This window comes from Streptococcus infantis, assembly GCF_001579645.1.
Taxonomy (GTDB): domain Bacteria; phylum Bacillota; class Bacilli; order Lactobacillales; family Streptococcaceae; genus Streptococcus; species Streptococcus infantis_E.
On sequence record NZ_KQ970825.1, the window covers coordinates 56,071 to 76,257 of the forward strand.

General features: G+C 39.8%; 18 protein-coding genes and 1 pseudogene. 14 read left to right on the forward strand and 5 right to left on the reverse strand.

All coding sequences use genetic code 11. From position 1 onward, the window contains the following. The coding region (locus SINDD18_RS09690) for an LPXTG cell wall anchor domain-containing protein (protein ID WP_153014465.1) at window positions 1-494 on the forward strand (494 nt) is incomplete at its 5' end. Between the two features lie 253 nt (window positions 495-747). Further along, the gene (locus tag SINDD18_RS09695) at window positions 748-1,311 is read left to right on the forward strand and encodes a sugar O-acetyltransferase (RefSeq protein ID WP_061863963.1); all 564 of its coding nucleotides are present in this window, start codon (window positions 748-750) and stop codon (window positions 1,309-1,311) included. 137 nt (window positions 1,312-1,448) lie between these two features. Here SINDD18_RS09695 and SINDD18_RS09700 read toward each other — a convergent pair whose 3' ends face one another. Together SINDD18_RS09700 and SINDD18_RS09705 are read right to left on the reverse strand one after the other, a co-directional pair. Beyond that, the gene (locus SINDD18_RS09700) at window positions 1,449-2,132 is read right to left on the reverse strand and encodes a DUF4956 domain-containing protein (RefSeq protein ID WP_061863964.1); all 684 of its coding nucleotides are present in this window, start codon (window positions 2,130-2,132) and stop codon (window positions 1,449-1,451) included. Beyond that, entirely contained in the window at window positions 2,125-2,901 is a 777-nt protein-coding gene (locus tag SINDD18_RS09705) for a polyphosphate polymerase domain-containing protein (protein ID WP_061863965.1), read from the reverse strand. Before SINDD18_RS09705 ends, SINDD18_RS09700 begins: the two co-directional genes overlap by 8 nt. A 206-nt stretch (window positions 2,902-3,107) precedes the next feature. Here SINDD18_RS09705 and SINDD18_RS09710 point away from each other — a divergent pair, with 206 nt between their 5' ends. Then, a complete protein-coding gene (locus SINDD18_RS09710; protein WP_061863996.1) occupies window positions 3,108-4,340 on the forward strand; it encodes a carbohydrate-binding domain-containing protein in 1,233 nt (410 codons plus the stop codon). A 62-nt stretch (window positions 4,341-4,402) separates the two neighbouring features. Here SINDD18_RS09710 and SINDD18_RS09715 read toward each other — a convergent pair whose 3' ends face one another. From SINDD18_RS09715 to SINDD18_RS10640, 3 genes and pseudogenes are all read right to left on the reverse strand, one after another. Beyond that, window positions 4,403-4,606 carry a CsbD family protein gene (locus SINDD18_RS09715; RefSeq protein ID WP_000020982.1) on the reverse strand — a complete coding sequence of 68 codons (204 nt, stop codon included), beginning with the start codon at window positions 4,604-4,606 and terminating at the stop codon, window positions 4,403-4,405. 223 nt (window positions 4,607-4,829) lie between these two features. Beyond that, entirely contained in the window at window positions 4,830-5,462 is a 633-nt protein-coding gene (locus SINDD18_RS09720; RefSeq protein ID WP_061863966.1) for a DUF421 domain-containing protein, read from the reverse strand. After that, a pseudogene (locus SINDD18_RS10640) lies at window positions 5,459-5,912 on the reverse strand (DUF3290 family protein). Before SINDD18_RS10640 ends, SINDD18_RS09720 begins: the two are co-directional and overlap by 4 nt. A 191-nt stretch (window positions 5,913-6,103) precedes the next feature. Between SINDD18_RS10640 and SINDD18_RS09730 the strand changes: the two are divergent. The 11 genes from SINDD18_RS09730 to SINDD18_RS09775 all read left to right on the forward strand — a co-directional run bounded on the left by SINDD18_RS09730 (window position 6,104) and on the right by SINDD18_RS09775 (window position 20,187). Then, entirely contained in the window at window positions 6,104-6,868 is a 765-nt protein-coding gene (locus SINDD18_RS09730; RefSeq protein ID WP_061863967.1) for a nucleoside phosphorylase, read from the forward strand. A 32-nt stretch (window positions 6,869-6,900) separates the two neighbouring features. After that, a complete protein-coding gene (locus SINDD18_RS09735) occupies window positions 6,901-8,280 on the forward strand; it encodes a TrkH family potassium uptake protein (protein ID WP_061863968.1) in 1,380 nt (459 codons plus the stop codon). Window positions 8,281-8,293: 13 nt separating this feature from the next. Continuing rightward, entirely contained in the window at window positions 8,294-8,959 is a 666-nt protein-coding gene (locus tag SINDD18_RS09740) for a potassium channel family protein (protein ID WP_061863969.1), read from the forward strand. 156 nt (window positions 8,960-9,115) lie between these two features. Continuing rightward, window positions 9,116-11,380 (forward strand): SSURE domain-containing protein, encoded by a 2,265-nt coding sequence (locus SINDD18_RS09745; RefSeq protein ID WP_061863970.1) that lies wholly within the window; start codon window positions 9,116-9,118, stop codon window positions 11,378-11,380. A 123-nt stretch (window positions 11,381-11,503) separates the two neighbouring features. After that, entirely contained in the window at window positions 11,504-12,202 is a 699-nt protein-coding gene (locus SINDD18_RS09750; protein WP_000520650.1) for a response regulator transcription factor, read from the forward strand. Next, window positions 12,199-13,251, forward strand: a complete 1,053-nt coding sequence (locus SINDD18_RS09755) for a sensor histidine kinase (protein ID WP_061863971.1) — start codon at window positions 12,199-12,201, stop codon at window positions 13,249-13,251. Before SINDD18_RS09750 ends, SINDD18_RS09755 begins: the two co-directional genes overlap by 4 nt. A gap of 86 nt (window positions 13,252-13,337) precedes the next feature. Then, window positions 13,338-13,505, forward strand: a complete 168-nt coding sequence (locus SINDD18_RS11035; protein WP_193750849.1) for a hypothetical protein — start codon at window positions 13,338-13,340, stop codon at window positions 13,503-13,505. A 3-nt stretch (window positions 13,506-13,508) separates the two neighbouring features. Beyond that, entirely contained in the window at window positions 13,509-14,375 is an 867-nt protein-coding gene (locus tag SINDD18_RS09760; RefSeq protein WP_061863972.1) for a replication initiator protein A, read from the forward strand. Window positions 14,376-14,696: 321 nt separating this feature from the next. Then, entirely contained in the window at window positions 14,697-15,014 is a 318-nt protein-coding gene (locus SINDD18_RS09765; protein WP_061863973.1) for a hypothetical protein, read from the forward strand. A 253-nt stretch (window positions 15,015-15,267) separates the two neighbouring features. Then, window positions 15,268-17,853: an SEC10/PgrA surface exclusion domain-containing protein gene (locus SINDD18_RS09770; RefSeq protein WP_061863974.1), complete on the forward strand. Its 2,586-nt coding sequence runs from the start codon at window positions 15,268-15,270 to the stop codon at window positions 17,851-17,853. 135 nt (window positions 17,854-17,988) lie between these two features. Continuing rightward, on the forward strand, window positions 17,989-20,187 hold the full coding sequence (locus SINDD18_RS09775; protein ID WP_061863975.1) for a MucBP domain-containing protein: 2,199 nt from the start codon (window positions 17,989-17,991) through the stop codon (window positions 20,185-20,187).

The window sequence follows — 20,187 nt, forward strand, 5'->3', positions numbered from 1 at the left end:
GCGAACAACCGAAGAAAGCTATTCCAGGTTACCGCTTCGTAGAAACGAAGAAACTTCCAAACGGAGATACCGAGCACGTCTACGAAAAGATTACGACCTCTTATGTTGATGAAAATGGAAATCCAATTCCAGGATATCCGACTGAGAATGGTGAACAGCCTAAGAAAGAAATTCCAGGTTACGAGTTTGTGGAGACAGTTGTAGATAAAGATGGTAATATCCAACACATCTACAAGAAGGTGGTAACACCGAATCCGGTGCCAACGCCAGATCCAGTGCCAACGCCAGATCCAGTTCCGACACCAGAACCAAAACCAATCCAAGTTCCAGAAACACCAAGTAAATCAGCTCTAGTAACTGAAACAGGAGCTAAGACAACAACTCCTCAGTTGCCAAATACTGGTACTAAAGACCATGCTGGTCTTGCTGCCCTTGGATTAGTAGGTGTCTTGAGTGGATTCGGACTTATGGCTCGTAAAAAGAAAGAAGACTAATCAACTCTGTAAAGTATTGATAAAAATCAACTTTCTAATAAGAAACTAGTGCATCGTGCGATGCACTAGTTTTTTTGATGCTTGTATTAAAGATAGAACTATGCTACAATCATCTAATACTCAATGAAAATCAAAGAGCAAACTAGGAAGCTAGCCGCAGGTTGCTCAAAGCACGGCTTTGAGGTTGCAGATAAAGCTGACGTGGTTTGAATTTGATTTTCGAAGAGTATAAAATAAACAAGGATGTCAAAATATGAAAGCTGAATATCAAAAAATGATTGCGGGGGAACCCTATCACCCATTCGACCCAGAACTCCGTACCTTAGCGCAAACAGCGCGACAAAAGCAAGCAGCTTTTAATGAAGAAGTTGATCCAGTAAAAGGTATGGAAATCATCAAAGGATGGTTTGGTTCAACTGGTGAAAATCTTTATGTCAATCCTCGATTGGTAGTAGATTACGGGGTCAATATTCATCTGGGAGAAAATTTTTATTCCAATTGGAATTTAACTATGCTAGATGTTTGTCCTATAACCATCGGTGATAATGCCATGATTGGTCCTAATTGTCAGTTTTTAACACCCCTTCACCCACTGGACCCCGACGAACGAAACTCGGGACTAGAGTTTGGCAAACCCATCACGATTGGTAAGAACTTTTGGGCAGGTGGTGGTGTCATTGTCCTACCGGGTGTTACTTTAGGGGACAATGTCGTTGCAGGAGCAGGAGCGGTCATTACAAAATCCTTTGGTGACAATGTAGTTCTAGCAGGAAATCCAGCACGAGTTATCAAAGAGATTCCAGTTAAAGGAAATTAAAGGTTGTAGAAAGAGAAAGTGAAGTCTTTTTCACAAGAACTCTTTGGAATCGAAAAGCCTAACCAGTCTCAGTATCAAAAACTTATTGCTAGCAAAAAACGAGGTCGGAATTTTTATCCCAGCCTCGTTTTTCGTCTTTAGAGATTTTTTCTCTTTTTAGCTTTTTTAGTCAATGCCACATCGCATTGATGAATATTTTGTGTAAGATAGCTAGTCACTTGGAAATCATCTGCCTCTGTTTTTAGCTCGACTTCATAGACAATGCTAAGGTTGTCCCCTGCATTTGTGCTGTTGATCGTAATCATGTCAATTTCTGAGCAGAATTGGTCAAGAGCTGATTGGATAGCTTCCTGTACCTTCTCTTGATTGGCTACCGTGATTGTCAAAAGTCTACGACGTTGATTGTCAGTTTTGACTTGTTGATTTTCCAAAAGGAACCAAACGCCCAAGATAAAGAGTGTGAAGAGAATTGCCAGGAAGAGATAGCCTGTTCCACAAGCCAGACCGATAATCATGGCAAGGAAAATTGCAATCAGTTCTCTTGAACCACTGGTTGCAGAACGGAAACGAATCAAACTAAAAGTTCCTGCTACAGCAATTGAAGTACCCAAGCTCCCATTGACCAGAAAAATAACCAAGGTCATAAGGCAGGGAAGCAGAGTCAAGCTGATAGCAAATTCTCTGGTGTAGAGGGTCCGATATTTGTAGGTCCAAGTAAGTGCCAAACCGAGGACTAGACTGACTAGAAGTGCCAGCAGTAGTTGGAAGGGGTCTGCACTTGCAGTAGCGTTGTTGAAAATGGAGTTAAATAGATTAAGCATAAGCGGTACCTGCGCTTTCTATACTGGGACGTGGTGCATAAGGAAGCCCTTGAGATTTGTGGTAAGCACAACTGTATTTTGAAAATTTGTGCTCCATCAAACTATACTTGTCTAGAATGTCTTGTAACCACTGAGGTTTGTTTCCAGGAGCTTTAATCTCCATAATCACAGTATTATCATCTAGTAAAGCATCCCCATGGTTTCCAGCGAAAAGACTGACATTTTCACCTCTATAGACTAGATTTTGGTCAATTGTGATACGAATTTTGTTATAGTTGTAGCCCTCGATGTATTTTTTTTCTTTTAATGAATAACGATCGTAGTAGATGTACATACGAGGCTGGATTGCTTGCTTGTAATCCTGATGAAGTTTTTTCACTTTTTCAATGACGACTGTATCAGTAATGCTAGCATCCAAGTGCCCTTTGGTCATAAAATTAAGGATAGAAGTAGGAGTTGAGAGTAGTCTAAACTTGCGACCAACTCCTTCTTGGTCCTTGGTTTTGATTTCTAAAAATACTTGACTATCTGCTTTAGGTTGGCTGAGATAGGTCCGCATCCGAACCTTTTCTTTTCGCTTATTTCCAAAATCATCATCTTGGAGCACAGCAAAGTCTTCCGTATCAAAGTAGATATTTGAAATAGTTGAAATTGGATAGTCGTCTTCTACTAAATATTCCTTTAAATCTTGAATCAGTTTGTCTAGTTTATCTTTGGAGATAATATATTTGGTTTCAATCCGCTTAAAAGTTGTTTCTAATGGTTTCATAAGTCTTTCTCCTCTTGCTTTCAGTTATACTATTTTTAAACAAGGTGAACTTGCTTGTCTACAATTCTAGAGGGGGTTTCTAAAACTTTTGTTAAATTTAACTTAATTGAAACTAAACTTAAGAAAACTTTCAGAAAAAGTTTAGGCTTCTTTTAGGAAAGACCCGTAGACTAAGAGCATGTAAAATGAAAGACGAGGAAACGAGCATGAAAGCAAAAAAATGGACATTCCTATTAACAAGTATAACAACTCTAGCACTGGTAACAGCATGTACCCAGTCAACTTCAAATACAACAGCTAGCAATAGTACTGCAACGACAACAGTGACTACCAATAAGAAAACAACTAGTTACTTTACAGATAAGGACTATGATACTTCTTATGATGAAAAAACAGCTGCAACTGTAACTTTGTCAGGGTCAACGGCGACGGTATCAGGTGACGGAGTGGCCGTATCAGGATCTACCGTTACAATCTCTAAGTCAGGTACCTATGTCATTTCTGGTCAATCTGATGGAGTTCAAATCAAGATCGAAACTGGAAGTTCAGATGACGTACACATCGTTCTAAATGGTGTAACAATGACCAACGCCAATGCAGCTATTTCTGCAACATCAGCTGGACATGTTTACCTAACTCTAGCAGATGGCACAACCAATAGCCTTTCAGATTCAGCTTCAAATAGTGATGACAAGGCTGACGCGGCCCTCTTCTCTAAAGTGGACTTGACCATCAATGGTAAAGGAACTCTCAATGTAGATGGTAAGAAAAACAATGCTATCAAGGCCAACGACACACTTCACATCACAGGCGGTACTTACAATATCACAGCAGTCGGAGATGCCTTTAATGTCAATGACGAACTTAACATTACCGGCACAACCATGACTATCGATGCTAAGGAAGACGGAGTTAAGGTTGATAATGATGACGATACTTCTGTTGGAACCATGTATCTCTCTGATAACACTATAACCGTTACTGCAGGGGACGATGGTATCCACGCTTCAGGTGATTTGGTTATCGATAGTGGTACCTATACTGTTAAGAATTCTACAGAAGGGCTTGAAGGTAAGTCAATCACAATCAACGGCGGAGATATCACCATCTATTCAACGGATGATGGTGTCAATGCAGCCAACAAAAATGCCCAACAAAGTGAAATTTTCTTCACTATGAATGGTGGGAACTTGACAGTTGAAGTTGGTCAAGGGGATACAGATCCAATTGACTCAAACGGTAATATCACAGTCAATGGCGGAACCATCAAAATGACAGGTCAATCAGGATTTGACTTTGATGGGACAGCGACCTATACAGGTGGAGATATCTACCTCAACGGTGAAAAACAAACTGAAATCGTCAATTCTATGCCTGGAGGCGGAGGAGCACCTGGCAGTGGCCCTCAAGGAAATGGAGGCCCTGGTGGACGACCATAAAAGAAAATCTCCTTTCTCGAAAGAGAAGGGAGATTTTCTTATGTTATTAGGACGAAAAAGAATTATTCTCCGTCTTTTTTAAAGATATTTTTTACACCAGATACTGCGCCTTCGACAGCTTCTTTTGCATCTTCAGCAACTTCTTTAGCTTTTGAAGCTACCTTTTCTGCAGCTCCTTCTGCTTGAGTTTTTGTATCGCCAGTTAGTTTACCAAAACCTTCTTTAACAGAACCTTTAGCTTGGTTGAATTTTTCTTCGATTGACATGGGGGATACCTCCGTTAAATTTTTGAATTATCTAAACTAATACTCAATGAAAATCAAAGAGCAAACTAGGAAGCTAGCCGAAGGCTGTACTCTAGTACGGCAAGGCGAAGCTGACGTGGTTTGAATTTGATTTTTGAAGAGTATAAATCAGATATTAATTTAAGTATATACCCTTTTATGCTAAAAAGCAAAAAACTGATACGAAAAGCATCAGTTTATTTTTTTAATAGGTTACAATATTCAATTGACCTTTATCATATTCAGCGATAAAGATATTAGAAACATCTTCGAAACCTTCTTCTTTCAATTTCTCAGTTAGCCACTCTTCTGATTTGCCAATGGTTTCTAGGATTTCAACTTGGACAACACCGTCTGTGATGACGGGGTACTTAGGATTTTCGTCACCCATTCTTACAACAATTAGCTGTCCATTTTGCTCAATCACAGCTCTCTTGACATCCTTCAGTTGGAAGATTCCTTGAGAGCGCAATTTAAGAGCTACATCTGCGGCTGCAAGACCTTTTGAGCGACAAGCTTCTGGATCTAACTTACCATTTTTAATGATAATAGTTGGTTTCCCGTCAATCAGATGTTTGATGAAGGAAACATTGGTATTCAACCATTTAAGGAGTAAAATGAGAATAGTCCAAATAATGAGGATAACAATGTATTGGATGATGGTAATAGAACTATTGTAGATAACCCCACCGATAATACCCCCGAGAACAAAGTTCTGGATTTGGTCCACTGCAGAACTTGGTGCTAGATTTCCTTTACCTGTTACGTTAATAACAAAAACAAGAGAAAGAAGCCCCAAGGCCAATTTAATTGCAATTGTAGCAAAAAAGCTTATCATTTTTCAACCTCCACGAGTTCAACATCTGATTTATAGAGTTCCATTTTTTCTAATAAATAGCTATCTTGGTCAGTCCCGCTAATGGCACGATAAAAATGTTCGCCAACCTTAATAATAGCTCCATCAGTTACTGCTGAGGTATTGACATAGACCTCTTTTTTATCTACACCTAATTCTTTTGAAACGACTTCGATAAAGTTTAGGGAAGAGCGGAATTGATTATCATTGGATTGACTGTTTTGAAGATTCGTAATGCTTATCAAAACGAATGCGATTAAGGTCAAAATAGAAATGAGCGATAATTCACGGAACTTGCTCCCTTTTTTATCTTTGAAAGCTTTAAATGCAAAAAAATCCAGTCACGATAAGCAGTAAAGCTGATACGATAATCATGGCCCAATTCTGTTGACTGATCTGACTGAGCACATAGTCATAGGAATAGAATTTCATAAGATTTCTCCCTTTTTCAAATTCAATCTATTATAAGATAATTCCTAAGCTATAGCAAGTTTATTATGACGAAAAAAGCATTTAATTGTTGTTTCCTACTTAAGGTAGGTTTTTTCTGATTTGACTTAGGCTTCCGTCTTGACTTTCGTTTTGCTTTTGTTATAATAGTACAAATTTAGAGGAGGTACTCTATGATTCAAAAACATGCCATTCCTATTTTAGAGTTTGATGATAATCCTCAGGCAGTCATCATGCCAAATCACGAAGGATTAGATTTACAGTTGCCAAAGAAGTGCATCTATGCATTTTTGGAAGAGGAGATTGACCGCTACGCTCAGGAAGTAGGGGCGGAGTGCGTTGGGGAGTTTGTGTCTGCCACTAAAACCTATCCTGTTTATGTCATGAGTTACAAGGGTGAGGAAGTGTGTCTGGCTCAGGCTCCTGTTGGTTCTGCCCCTGCGGCCCAGTTTATGGATTGGTTGATTGGCTATGGTGTGGAGCAAATCATTTCCACTGGTACTTGTGGAGTCCTAGCCGATATAGAGGAAAATGCCTTTCTCGTTCCTGTTCGCGCTCTGCGAGATGAGGGAACCAGCTACCACTATGTAGCGCCTTCTCGTTATATGGATGTGCATGTAGAGGCTGTTTCTTCTATCGAGCAAGTTTTGGAACAACTAGGTGTCCCTTACGAAGAAGTCATGACTTGGTCGACAGACGGATTTTACCGAGAAACAGCTGAAAAAGTTGCCTATCGCAAGGAAGAAGGCTGCGTAGTTGTGGAGATGGAGTGTGCAGCTCTTGCGGCAGTAGCTCAGCTTCGCGGAGCAGTTTGGGGTGAGTTGTTGTTTACGGCAGATTCTTTGGCAGATCTTGATAACTATGACCAACGCGATTGGGGTGCAGAAGCTTTTGATAAGGCGCTAGGTCTCTGCCTTGATATCGTTAGTCATATGTGAGTATTCTCAGATTTTTGTGGTACAATGTAGCTATGTTATTAAAATCAATTGTTGAAAAAATAAATACCATTCTAGGGCGTTTATCACCCGCTCGGAGAATCTTTTTAAGTTTTGCTTTGGTTATTCTCTTGGGGTCTCTCCTTTTGAGTCTGCCATTTGTACAATCTCCAACATCTCATGCCGGTTACTTTGATCATTTATTTACAGCTGTATCTATGGTCTGTGTGACAGGACTTTTTACCTTACCTGTCGCTTCGACCTACAATGTCTGGGGGCAGCTGATCTGTATGTTCTTGATTCAGATTGGTGGTTTGGGTCTCATGACTTTTATCGGAATTTTCTATATCCAGGGCAAGCAAAAACTCAGTCTTCGAGGTCGAGAAACGATTCTGGAGAGCTTTAGCTTCGAAGAAACCCAGTCTCTGAGGGATTTTCTACGTTCCATCTTCGTGACGACTTTTCTAGTAGAAGGATTCGGAGCCTTTCTGCTAAGTTTTCGTTTTGTCCCCGAGTTTGGTTGGGGACGGGGAATTTTTACTTCCATTTTCGTAGCTATTTCAGCTTTCTGTAATGCTGGATTTGATAATTTTGGTAGCACGAGTTTGCTAGCCTTTCAGACAGACCCATTGATTAATCTAGTGATAGCAGGCTTGATTATTACGGGTGGTCTAGGTTTCATGGTTTGGTTCGACTTGGCTACCCAATTAGGAAAGAAGAAAAAGCGTCGTCTTCGTTTCCATACTAAGCTAGTCCTCTTCTTAACAGCGGGGATTTTATTTGCTGGAACAGTTTCAACCCTCTTGATAGAGTGGAACAATTCGGGAACGATTGGCAATCTCAGCTTCCCAGATAAATTGCTGGTTAGTTTCTTCCAAACTGTTAGCATGCGGACGGCAGGATTTGCTTCTATTGATTTTACTCAGGCTAGGCCTGTTACCTTGATGATCTATATTTTGCAGATGTTTCTGGGTGGGGCACCTGGCGGTACAGCAGGGGGACTAAAAATCACAACCTTCTTTGTCTTGTTGGTATTCGCACGTAGTGAATTTTTAGGGTTACCTCATGCCAATGTAGCACAGAGAACGATTGAACCTCGGACAGTCCAAAAATCATTCAGTGTCTTCATTATTTTTTTATTGACTTTTCTGGTTGGCTTGATTTTACTAGGAATAACAGCAGAAGGGAATCCGAAATTTATCTACCTGATGTTTGAAACTATTTCAGCTCTTGCCACGGTTGGAGTAACTGCTAATTTGACACCAGAGTTAGGTAAGCTAGCGCTTAGTGTCATCATGCTACTGATGTTTATTGGGCGAATCGGACCTCTGACGCTATTAGTTAGTTTGGCTGAGTATCGGCCAGATAAGAAAGATATGATTCACTATATGAAGGCAGATATTACCATAGGATAAGAAAGGATAAACTATGTCAGATCGGACAATCGGAATTTTAGGCTTGGGTATTTTTGGGAGTAGTGTTCTGGCTGCTCTCGCCAAGCATGATGTAAATATTATCGCTATTGATAATCATGAGGAACGAATCAATCAATTTGAACCAGTCTTGGTGCGTGGTGTTGTTGGAGATATCACAGATGAGGAACTCTTGCTATCAGCTGGAATTGATACCTGCGATACCGTAGTCGTCGCAACTGGTGAAAATCTAGAGTCTAGTGTTCTTGCAGTCATGCATTGCAAGAGTCTGGGTGTGCCGACTGTTATTGCTAAGGTTAAAAGCCATACAGCAAAAAAAGTCCTTGAAAAAATCGGTGCAGACTCAGTCATTTCACCAGAGTTTGAGATGGGTCGTTCGTTGGCACAGACGATTCTCTTTAATAACAGTGTAGATGTCTTTCAGTTGGACAAGAATGTCTCAATTGTCGAGATGAAAATTCCACAGTCCTGGACAGGGCAGAGTCTTAGTCGACTAGACCTTCGAGGACGATACAATCTCAATATCCTCGGTTTTCGTGACTACGAAAATGCTCCCTTAGATGTACAGTTTGGACCAAATGATTTATTAAAACCGGATACCTATATCATGGCGGTGATTAATAACCAATATTTGGATACCCTAGCAAGCCTTAGTGAGTAGAAGAGGAATGACTATTCTTTTTTTCAACGACTATTGAGTCAATATAAGTATTTTATAAGAGGGATTTAAGAAAAATTTTAACTTTTTCTTAATCCTTTTTAATTTTAGGAGATTATACTAGAGTCATCAAAAAAAGAAAACTCTAAGGAGAATCCTATGAAATTCAATCCAAATCAGAGATATACTCGTTGGTCTATTCGCCGCCTCAGTGTTGGTGTTGCTTCAGTTGTTGTGGCTAGTGGCTTCTTTGTCCTAGTCGGTCAACCAAGTTCTGCACGTGCTGATGTCGTCAATCCGACTACTGCTCAAGTCGTGCCAAACGACGCCTCGGTGAGTGAAAAGGGCGACTTACCAGCAGAGGTTCTCAAAAAAGCAGTCGATGTAGCTCTTCCTTCAGAACAGTCTATTCCAACACCTCAAGCAAGTGTGGACACCACAAGCTCTTCAGAAAAAGCGGACGAAACTGCTAAAGAGCCAGTAGTAGCACCAAAAGAAGAAGTGCAAGCACAACCTGACTCTAAGAAACAAACAGAAGATACAGTTAAACCTGTGGAAGGTCCCACGTCTACAGTTTCTGGACAAGACCGCGAAGCCAGTGAAGCGCAACCAGCGACTGCTCCAGCTGAAGTGCAAAAAGGTGTGGCTGATAACACCAAAGACACAGTAGATGTTCCAGCTAGCTACCTTGACAAAGCCAATTTCCCAGGTCCATTTACAGCTGGAGTCAACCAAGTCATTCCATACGAATTCTTCGCTGGTGACGGTATGTTGACTCGCCTTATATTGAAATCCTCTGATAAGGCTCCATGGTCAGACAATGGAACGGCTAAAAATCCTGCTCTCCCACCGGTAGAGAAATTGGGCAAAGGCCTTTACTTCTATGAAGTGGATTTGGCAGGTACTCAAGGTAAATCAGATAAAGAGCTTCTTGATTTCTTGAAACAAAACGGCACTCAAAGTTATAAAGCTACTATCAAAGTGTATGGCGCTAAAGATGGCAAGGCTGATTTGACAAATCTTGTGGCGACTAAGGATTTGGATGTCAACTTGAATGGTTTAACCACACCAGCTGAAGTGCAAAAAGGTGTGGCTGATAATACCAAAGACACAGTAGATGTCCCAGCTAGCTACCTTGACAAAGCTAATTTCCCAGGTCCATTTACAGCTGGAGTCAACCAAGTTATTCCATATGAATTCTTCGCTGGTGATGGGATGTTGACTCGCCTTATCTTGAAAGCGTCCGATAAGGCTCCATGGTCAGACAACGGTTCAGCTAAAAATCCCGCTCTCCCACCGGTAGAGGAATTGGGCAAAGGTCTCTACTTCTACGAAGTGGATTTGGCCGGCACTCAAGGAAAATCAGATAAAGAGCTTCTTGATTTCTTGAAACAAAACGGTACTCAAAGCTATAAAGCTACTATTAAAGTGTACGGTGCAAAAGATGGCAAGGCCGATTTGAGCAATCTCGTAGCGACTAAGGATTTGGATGTCAACTTGAATGGCTTAACCACCCCAGCTGAAGTTCAAAAAGGCGTAGCCGACAACACTAAAGACACAATAGATGTTCCAGCTACTTACTTGGACAAAGCGAACTTCCCAGGCCCATTTACAGCTGGCGTCAATCAAGTTATTCCATACGAATTCTTCGCTGGTGACGGTATGTTGACTCGTCTTATTTTGAAAGCCTCCGATAAGGCCCCATGGTCAGACAACGGTTCAGCCAAAAATCCCGCCCTTCCACCAGTAGAAAAATTGGGCAAAGGTCTTTACTTCTATGAAGTAGATTTGGCTGGCACTCAAGGTAAATCAGACAAAGACTTGCTTGACCTCTTAAAACAAAACGGCACTCAAAGCTATAAAGCTACTATCAAAGTGTACGGCGCTAAAGATGGTAAGGCCGATTTGACTAACCTAGTAGCGACTAAAGATTTGACAGTGAACTTGAATGGACATCAGTCTCTTGTTCCGATGCAGTCAGATTCCGTCTCATCTTCTAATGGTTCAGCTATGCCGGCTCCAATGATGAATGGTCATCAAGATGCGTCTAATATAAACGCTCAAATGCCAAGTGCTAATCAAGATGAGATGAAATCTAAAATGCCAGCTACTAGCCAGGATAAGATGATGCCAAACAAAGAGCAAGATAAAACCATGAATGCTAGCCAGCCTATGGCAACACCAAGTATGAAACAAGATCAAGTTCCAGCAGCCACAAGCAAAATGCCTGATGAAGGCGAGATGGCATCTAATAACAAGGTGTCAAATCCGATGATGGCTGATCAAATGAAAGGCAAAAAAGACATGCTTCCATATACTGGTGAAGCCCAAACATCAATGGCTACTCTTGGATTCTTTGGACTCGCCTTGGCTGGACTGTTAGGTGGACTCGGTTTGAAAGCTAAAAAAGAGGAGAATGACTAGTCTAGTTACAGACTTTCTATCTAGAATTTGAAAAATCCGGATATGGTTTAGAATGTTCGTAAAGCGATTAAAATAGTGTTATACTATTGTAGTATAGCACTGTTTTTTTCAAAGGAGAGACAGATGGGAAAGACTATTTTACTCGTTGACGACGAGGTAGAAATCACAGATATTCATCAACGCTATCTGGTTCAGGCAGGGTATCAGGTTTTGGTGGCTCATGATGGAGTAGAGGCCTTGGAAATCTTCAAGCGAAAACCGATTGATTTGATTATTACAGATATCATGATGCCTCGGATGGATGGTTATGACTTGATTAGTGAGGTTCAGTATCAATCTCCAGATCAGCCTTTTCTCTTTATCACGGCTAAGACCAGTGAGCAGGACAAGATTTACGGCCTGAGCTTGGGGGCAGATGACTTTATTGCTAAGCCCTTTAGCCCACGTGAGCTGGTTTTGCGTGTCCACAATATCTTGCGTCGCCTTCATCGTGGAGGTGAGACAGAAGTCGTTAGTCTCGGGGATTTACGAATGAATCACGGTAGCCATGAGGTCCAAGTCGGAGATGTGGCGCTTGATTTGACAGTCAAATCCTTCGAACTTCTATGGCTTTTAGCTAGCAATCCAGAGCGGGTTTTCTCTAAGACAGATCTCTATGAAAAGGTCTGGCAAGAAGACTATGTGGATGATACTAATACCTTGAATGTTCATATTCATGCTCTTCGACAGGAGTTGGCTAAACATGCCAGTGCAGAAACGCCCACTATCAAAACCGTCTGGGGTTTGGGCTACAAAATTGAGAAAGCACGAGGTAGTCAATGAAATTAAAAAGTTATATTTTAGTGGGGTATATCATTTCAACACTCCTAACGATTATCGTGGTTTTTTGGGCTATCCAGCGCATGTTAATTGAGCAAAGAGAAATTTATTTCCTGATTGGCATGACTTTAATCGCAAGTTTTGTCGGTGCTGGGATTAGTCTCTTTCTCCTATCGCCTGTCTTTACATCATTGGCCAAACTTAAGGAACATGCCAAGCGAGTAGCGGACAAGGACTTCCCTGCAAATCTGGAGGTTCAAGGGCCTGCAGAATTTCAGCAGTTAGGGCAAGCTTTCAATGAAATGTCCCATGATTTGCAAGCAACCTTTGATTCCTTGGAAGAAAGCGAACGAGACAAGGGCTTGATGATTGCCCAGCTGTCGCATGATATCAAGACCCCTATCACTTCGATCCAAGCGACTGTAGAAGGGATTTTGGATGGGGTTATCAAGGAAGGAGAACAAGCCCATTATCTAGCAACCATTGGACGCCAGACAGAAAGACTCAATAAACTGGTTGAAGAGTTGAATTTTTTGACCCTAAACACAGCTAGAAATCAGGTGGAAACTGCCAGCAAAGACAGTATTTTTCTGGACCAACTCTTGATTGAGTGCATGAGTGAATTTCAGTTCTTGATTGAGCAGGAGGAGCGAGATGTCCATTTGCAGGTAATCCCTGAGTCTGCCCGAATTGAGGGAGATTATGCCAAACTCTCTCGTATCTTGGTGAATCTGGTCAATAACGCTTTTAAATACTCAGCTCCAGGAACCAAGCTGGAGGTGGTAGCTAAGCTGGAGAAAAACCAGCTTTCAATCAGTGTAACGGATGAGGGGCAGGGCATTGCACCAGAGGACTTGGAGAATATTTTCAAACGACTTTATCGTGTCGAAACTTCGCGTAATATGAAAACAGGTGGTCATGGCTTAGGTCTTGCGATTGCGCGTGAATTGGCCCATCAATTGGGTGGAGAAATCACAGTCAGCAGCCAGTACGGACGGGGAAGCACCTTTACCCTTCTTCTCAATCTATCTAGCAGTGAAAATAAAGTCTAGTAAGTGTCTAGTGTTTTGATAAATAGAAAATATTGAACTAACGGAAAAATCCGTTAGTTCTTTTTTGTATTTTGGGAGGAAAAATTATGAGACGAAAAAGTAAGGAGATAATTTCAAGAGAGATGATAATCCAGTTTTTGATGAAGGAAACAGGTTCAACACGAAAAGAAATAATAGCAAGTATAGGAGAACTTGAGGCCTTTGGGTTGATAGGATTTACCATGAATGGTGACTTTAGACTGAAAGAGGTGTAATTTATGAAACAAATTCAGTTTATTAGTGCTAGCCATTATCAGACATCTGATCGCTTTTATGCCTTACCAAAGGTTTTGTTTGAAAATCCTATTTATGAGGATATGAGGTTAGATGCAAAAGTCGCTTATGCCATGCTTAAAGATAGACTAGATCTTTCTTTCAAGAATAATTGGATTGATGAGAATGGAAATATTTATCTGGTTTATTCCAACTCTAATTTGATGAAGATACTAAGTTGCTCGAAATCTACCCTATTAAGAATTAAGAAGCAACTCACAGAGTATGGATTAATTCATGAGGTTCAACAATCTACAAGTAAATCAGGAAATCTAGCTAACCGAATTTACCTTGGTCTCTTGCAAGATGACACAGTTGCTAGAATGGTTGATAAATCAGGTGATTCCAAATCTGATACTAGGGGGGTGTCAGATTTAGACCAGGGGGGTGTCAAAAAAACACCAGGGGGGTGTCAGATTTATACGGGCCTGGTGTCAAATTTAGACCCTAACGATACTGAATATAGTGAGACTAATAATAAAGACACTGAATTAGTTATTTCTGATGAGGACGAGGAGAGGTTCCCTAGAAATTCCCCAAATAATAAACAAGACAGACTTTCCAGAAAAGTTGATAAAGCTAGCAAGTATGATAAGGATTATATTTATGATTTAGTTTATTCTCAACTTTTAGAAGAAAATTACTCAGATACGATGGCAGCCTATATCATGATGCCATTTGAAGAACGCTATCGATATGCTTTAGAAAATATGCGATTTGCCCGTTCATCAGAAGTAATTGCTGAATATGTTTTTAATGGGTTACTTGCGATTTACAATAGTAACGCTCGAAAGTGTATTGAAAATCATTAAAAAAATTATTCAGAAAGTAATTTTTATATGTGATATCTGACCTGAGCAAGTCCTAAAACTACTCTTGTTCTTTGAAAATTGAATATCCCCACTGTCCCGATTAGCGCAGTCTAGGCATAAAAAGAAGAACAGGGGCGGTGTGTATCTAGAAAGTATATCTAGTGCTGACTGCATTATGTAAAGTCACGGTTGACTTGTCCCGTAAGACGAAAGAGTTTGCGATTTCTAAACTATAAATCGTGCGTAAAAAACACAGTAGAGATGTACGGCATCAACTCGGCATGGCTGTAAATCAGCCTTTGATTCAAAAAGGAGGACAATATGAATCAAATAAAATCAACCAGTGAGGTTATACTCACTGACTTAAGACGACTAGGTTTGCAAGGTGATGCAACTGCACGGCTTGCAAGTGGTGAAGAAATGAAATTAACTAGTAAGTATGGTCTTATTCCCAAAAAAGGGTATGTGGCAGGAAAACTTCAAACCGTTGAAATGATTGCAGAATACTCTAAAATCTATAGAGATATACGCACCATTAAACGTGGAGATATTTTAGTTGCCAGACGAATTAAGCAAGGTAATAAAACTATCTTACAGCTAACCGGTAAAGGTTATCACAGACCTAGCGGTAAAATTTAACAGATAGAGTCCTCATCTATCTGTTTTGGGGAGCAAGGAATTGTTTCTTTGTTGCTGAAAGCAGATAGGTGATGTTATGAAAAGGTGAAGAAATGAGTATTATACAGATAATATTTACAGTTATTCTTTTAGCCTCTGGGATTCTAGTATATATGACTTTTATCCCAAATAAATTGTCTGATAAAATCTCACGAGAACTAAAAGACTATTCAAATAAGCATTGTTTTAAGTAATATCAAAAAGGAGAAATCAAATGGAAATGATGAATGAAGTTAAGAAAGTTTTATTGGCTGGCGCAATCGCAACTGCAGCGGTTGGAGCAACGACTCAAGCTTCCGCAGAAGAATTAAAACCTACAGAGCCAATTTCAGGGAGCCAACAGAAGACAGCAACTAAAAAAACAGTTACAGAAACTGATGTTGCTATCTCCCAAGCAAATGTGGATCAGGCAAACACAGTTGTAAAAAAACATGAGGAGATTGTAAACACAGCTCAAAATGAGGTGAACGATGCTGAGAAAGTAGTTGATGAAGCTACAGAAACTGTTACTCAAGCTGAGAAAGTAGTTGATGAAGCAACCCCTAAAAATATCCAGGATGCAAAAGAAGATGTCTCTGCAAAAGAAATTGCTGAGAAGAAGGCTCAAAAAGAACTGTCCTCTGCTGAAGAGCAACAAAATCAAGATGAAAAGAATGTTACTGATCAGGAAGCAAATGTCACAGAAGCTACGAGAAAGCTAGCTGACAAAACAGAAGAAGTTACAGATGCAGAACATAGCGTAGCTGAAAAACAGGCTATTTTAGACGGCACTGGAGTTGCAGGCATTGTTGCCAATGCTGAAGCAGCTAAGCTAAACTTAGAAATGAGCGAAAAAACTGAAGCACAAGCTCGACAAGAGTTTGAACTTGCTAAAGAAGCAGATGATCAACGTGCTTCTAAACTGAAACAGGCAGAAGCAGAGGTAACGAGTACTGAAGGAACTAGGTTGGTGAAAGCGAAGGAGCTAGATCAAGCAACCACTCAAGCTATTAATGCTGAAAATCTGTATCGAGTAGCTAAAGAGAATCTATCTAAGGCTCAAAGTATCCTGGATAGTTTGACAACGACCTCTATCACTTATCCTGCTGGCTATGTAGAAGCTTTAAAGGCTTACTTCAATAACCCCACTGAAGAAAATTCAAATAAGTTACAAGAAATTGCCAAGAAAGGAATGACCGCTGCTGGATTTAGCTCTCCAGATGGTGGTGAGACTTATTACGGCAATCCAACTTCTCCATTTAAGCAGAGTGAAGCAGATAAAAAGACTGTGATTGCTGATGTAAACCATTTATCTGCTGAAGTTCAAGATGAACTTGCCATTTTCAATGCACATTTGATTAATGATTTCCGTCAATTGATGGGAACCGATGATATTCCAGTTTTAGTGAATCGGGATATGCAGAAAGTGGCACAGAAAGTAACTCAACTATCTACTAATCAGTACGGCCATGACCTAGATGCTTTGAACAATGTTGCGAAAGAAGTTGGCTTGAATCAAGGTAATCAAGGTTTGCTTACTGAAAACATAGGCTTCCAAAATGCAGATAATGTAGTAACATTAGCTGATCTGAAACAACAGGCTTACAACAACATGATTATGATGCTGTTTTATGATAAGCACGCTGATTGGGGCCATGCTTTAAACTTTGCAGGACTTGATTGTAAGTCAGTCACGCTACAGTATATCGGTGTAGCAACCCGAAAGACAGATCTTGGTTTGGTTGCGATGCACTATGTTGGAACAGATTCTAAAACAATTGATTTGCTGAAAAATGGTTTCCATCAAGAAGTTAAAATTGATACTAAGAACAATCTAGCTAGTCTTCAGGAAAGAATTCAAGTAGCTAGAAATTCTGTGGCACAGGCTCAGGATACTTATGATACTGCGGAAACGAAACGTAAGGATGCACAAGCTAGAAAAGAACAAGCACAGACAGAATATACTCAAGCAGAAGTTACTGCGCAAAATGCAGTGACTAATCGTAATGATATTCAGAATATTGCTTTAAAAGCTCCTGAAGCAGAAGTTAAGTTAAAGCAGGCGGAAGCAAACCTTAAAAAAGCTAGTTTAGAAAATAAACAAGCGCAAGAGGCTTTGGAACAGTTGAATGCGGACGTACAAAATAAACGTGAAGTACTTGCGTTAGCTAAAGATAAACTAGCTGAAAAACAAACTGAATGGAAATCACTGAATGAAGCTTTGACTGCTGAGAAAGAGGCATTATTAGCTAAACAAGGTGAACTTACTCGAATTAAAGAACTTGTTCTCAATCGTCAAGCTTTACTTTCAGAATCAACTGAAGCCTTGAAAGCATCAAAAGAGCGAGTGGAAGTTTTGAAGAATGCCCCACAACTCTTAGAAAAGGCAAAAGTTAATCTTGAAACTGCTCAAGAAGTTTTGAAAGAAAAGAAATCCGTTCTTGAGTTAGCACTAGCAAAACTTGAATCTGCAAAAGCAGAACAAAGAAAGGTATTAGAGGCTCATGAAGAGTTGTTGTCTGCTTTTCGTGATTATCTGGAAGCACAGCAAGAAATTGGGCATCAAAAAGAGTTGACTGTTCAAAAAGCAAGTATTGAACAAGAAGGAACTCATTCTACTCCAGTAGTTCAAAATGGTAAGACTGCGAAGTATGTACATGAACAAGTGGCAAAAGTTAAAGATCCAGTCTATCAAGTACCTGCTGCAACATACGAATTACCTAAGACGGGAGAAAAATCTTCTAGTCTCTGGTTATTGGGAATGGTAACTGTTTCACTTTTAAGTCTGTTGAAAATCAAACGAGAATCTAAGGAAAATTAAATTTATTAAAGTCATCAAGGTTTCTTGGTGACTTTTTGGTTGGAGGAAAAATGATAATTGTATATTTTAGAGCAAGAGATCCATCGATTATATCCGATAGAAAATATTCCAATGAACATTTAGAAAGGCGATACTATGAAAAAAACATTTAGCTATAGAAAATACGGAAAACGTCTATGTTCTGTAGCACTAGGACTCGTTGCAGTTGGGCTTGTCGGTTCGGCGATAGCTCAAGCAGATGAATCCAAAAGTGAATCTTCAGTAAAATCAGCTACGACTGAAAAAACAGAGCAGAAGGCTACAGAATCCTCTGGGGGTGACGAAAAACAGGTTAACAATAATAAATCCGACAAATTCAAGGATTTGGAAAAGACCAAAATTGAAATTGAAAAGGTCAAGAAAGATGCGCCTAAGGTTAAAAATCCTAATCCAGAACCAGTTGATCCTAAACAACCTGATTTTTCTCCAGAACTAAAAACTACTGAAAATACAGTAGTAACTGGTGAAGATAAAGCGGGATCTAATGAGCTTCAGTTTAAGACGAAAGCTCCTACAAATACTAGCACAACAAATGAAATTGATCCTCTTATTACGGATCATGTTTATGACTATTCTTCTTCTAATGCAGGTAAAGTAAAGGATTCCTTACTCCTAAGTAAGAAGATTATTGAAGAAAATAAAAACCCTCAAAGTCGTCACATTATTCAACTTTATGCGGATAATTACGGACAGAGTTCATATCATGCGAGCACAAAAAAAGAAATTAAAGACACTGTGGGCATATCTTCAACTCTCTTGACGAAGCAAGAAGCGCTTGAAATCATTGATAATCTGTTGAAGATTAAGGCTCCAACAGAAAAAGATTCTGAAATTCACGAGTATGGTGCTTATTTTGCAGCTTTAGCAAATGCTCTAGGTTCACACCGTTACCTAGATGAGTCTGTAGATGTGGTTGTTCCATTTGAAGAGATTGTTGAAAAAATTACAAAACCTTCTGATACTGTATCTGTTATCCAATACACTGACGGTTGGATGGATAAAGGTAAACCAGAAGAAATGGACAAATCTTTCGCTGAGTGGGCAAAACGACGGGCTAAGACCTTTATGTCAGTTGTCAATCGTAATCAGGTTACAGACAACGACACTAACTCTATGCGTTCGATTGAGCAAATGAAAGAATTGGGTCATCCCAATATATACGATATGACTGGTAAAGACAAGTCAATTGTAGATGCTGAAGTGGTTAAACAGTTTATGGAAACTGCTACTGTCAAAGTACAAACCTCTAAGGGCGCAGATCAAACAGCTCAAGTTGCCATCGGTGGAGATGGAATAAAAATCACTAAGGCTTTGTTAAAAGGTGGTAAAGTCAATAAAGAATTACCGGTCAAAGATGGGAAGGTTGATTTTTCAGAAAAACTACCTGATGGTGATTACTCAATCGTTTATAGCTTTACTGGAGAAGGAACTGCAACAGGTACAGTGTCACTAGATGGAAAAGAAGTGGCTAAGAAATCTGATTCTATCAAAAACGAAGGTGGAGCTGTTACTTCTGATTTCCGAACAGCGGATGGAAAAGAAATTCCTGGGCAAAGCGATATCACAATTATCGAAGCTGGTAAGGAGATTGGTAGTGAATGGAAGGCAACTGAAGTTAAGAAGGAATTGACTGTTGATGGTGAAACCTATGTATTGACTGGAGAACCTAAAGAATCTTCTGGAAAAGTTACTAAGGATACTGTTAAACTACATTATCTGTATGAAAAGAAACCAGCAGATAAAAAGGTTTATTCTTTAACAGTCAAGGTTCTGAATGCTTTAACGAATGAGCAGATTGATCAGGATATTCTTGTAGCTAAGGGATTCTCTGGGGATGATTATGATATCAAAGCTCCGACTGTTGATGGATTTGAAGTTACCCTTAAAGAAGGCGAAGAGAAAGGGAAATTTGCTGAAAATGACCTTTTGCTGACTTACTTGGCACATGAAAAAGGTGAGGAAGTTAAAGCTATCTTTGTCAACGAAAAGGGCGAGGAAATCAAGAATTCTGAAGTTATTTCCAAAGCTGGAGAGCTTGTAGGTAAAGACTGGAAATTTGATCGTGATGTTGAAACAGAAATTAAAGTTAAAGATACAACTTATGTTTTGAAGGCAGTTCCAGAAGAGTTGGAAGGGAAGGTTTCTTCGGATAAACAGACACTGAAGTTTGTTTATAAAGAAAAAGAGAAACCGGCTGAGCCAAAGAAAACGGAAGAAAAAGCTGCTGAACCAAAGAAGGAAGAACCTAAAAAACTTCCTAAAACTAGTGCTGTAAAGGATGTATTGAATGGATAA

Excerpts from the sequence above, each read along its gene's own strand:
- SINDD18_RS09695 (WP_061863963.1), top strand. The coding sequence starts at position 748 with ATGAAAGCTGAATATCAAAAAATGATTGCGGGGGAACCCTATCACCCA.
- SINDD18_RS09700 (WP_061863964.1), bottom strand. The coding sequence starts at position 2,132 with ATGCTTAATCTATTTAACTCCATTTTCAACAACGCTACTGCAAGTGCA.
- SINDD18_RS09705 (WP_061863965.1), bottom strand. The coding sequence starts at position 2,901 with ATGAAACCATTAGAAACAACTTTTAAGCGGATTGAAACCAAATATATT.
- SINDD18_RS09710 (WP_061863996.1), top strand. The coding sequence starts at position 3,108 with ATGAAAGCAAAAAAATGGACATTCCTATTAACAAGTATAACAACTCTA.
- SINDD18_RS09715 (WP_000020982.1), bottom strand. The coding sequence starts at position 4,606 with ATGTCAATCGAAGAAAAATTCAACCAAGCTAAAGGTTCTGTTAAAGAA.
- SINDD18_RS09720 (WP_061863966.1), bottom strand. The coding sequence starts at position 5,462 with ATGATAAGCTTTTTTGCTACAATTGCAATTAAATTGGCCTTGGGGCTT.
- SINDD18_RS09730 (WP_061863967.1), top strand. The coding sequence starts at position 6,104 with ATGATTCAAAAACATGCCATTCCTATTTTAGAGTTTGATGATAATCCT.
- SINDD18_RS09735 (WP_061863968.1), top strand. The coding sequence starts at position 6,901 with ATGTTATTAAAATCAATTGTTGAAAAAATAAATACCATTCTAGGGCGT.
- SINDD18_RS09740 (WP_061863969.1), top strand. The coding sequence starts at position 8,294 with ATGTCAGATCGGACAATCGGAATTTTAGGCTTGGGTATTTTTGGGAGT.
- SINDD18_RS09745 (WP_061863970.1), top strand. The coding sequence starts at position 9,116 with ATGAAATTCAATCCAAATCAGAGATATACTCGTTGGTCTATTCGCCGC.
- SINDD18_RS09750 (WP_000520650.1), top strand. The coding sequence starts at position 11,504 with ATGGGAAAGACTATTTTACTCGTTGACGACGAGGTAGAAATCACAGAT.
- SINDD18_RS09755 (WP_061863971.1), top strand. The coding sequence starts at position 12,199 with ATGAAATTAAAAAGTTATATTTTAGTGGGGTATATCATTTCAACACTC.
- SINDD18_RS11035 (WP_193750849.1), top strand. The coding sequence starts at position 13,338 with ATGAGACGAAAAAGTAAGGAGATAATTTCAAGAGAGATGATAATCCAG.
- SINDD18_RS09760 (WP_061863972.1), top strand. The coding sequence starts at position 13,509 with ATGAAACAAATTCAGTTTATTAGTGCTAGCCATTATCAGACATCTGAT.
- SINDD18_RS09765 (WP_061863973.1), top strand. The coding sequence starts at position 14,697 with ATGAATCAAATAAAATCAACCAGTGAGGTTATACTCACTGACTTAAGA.
- SINDD18_RS09770 (WP_061863974.1), top strand. The coding sequence starts at position 15,268 with ATGGAAATGATGAATGAAGTTAAGAAAGTTTTATTGGCTGGCGCAATC.
- SINDD18_RS09775 (WP_061863975.1), top strand. The coding sequence starts at position 17,989 with ATGAAAAAAACATTTAGCTATAGAAAATACGGAAAACGTCTATGTTCT.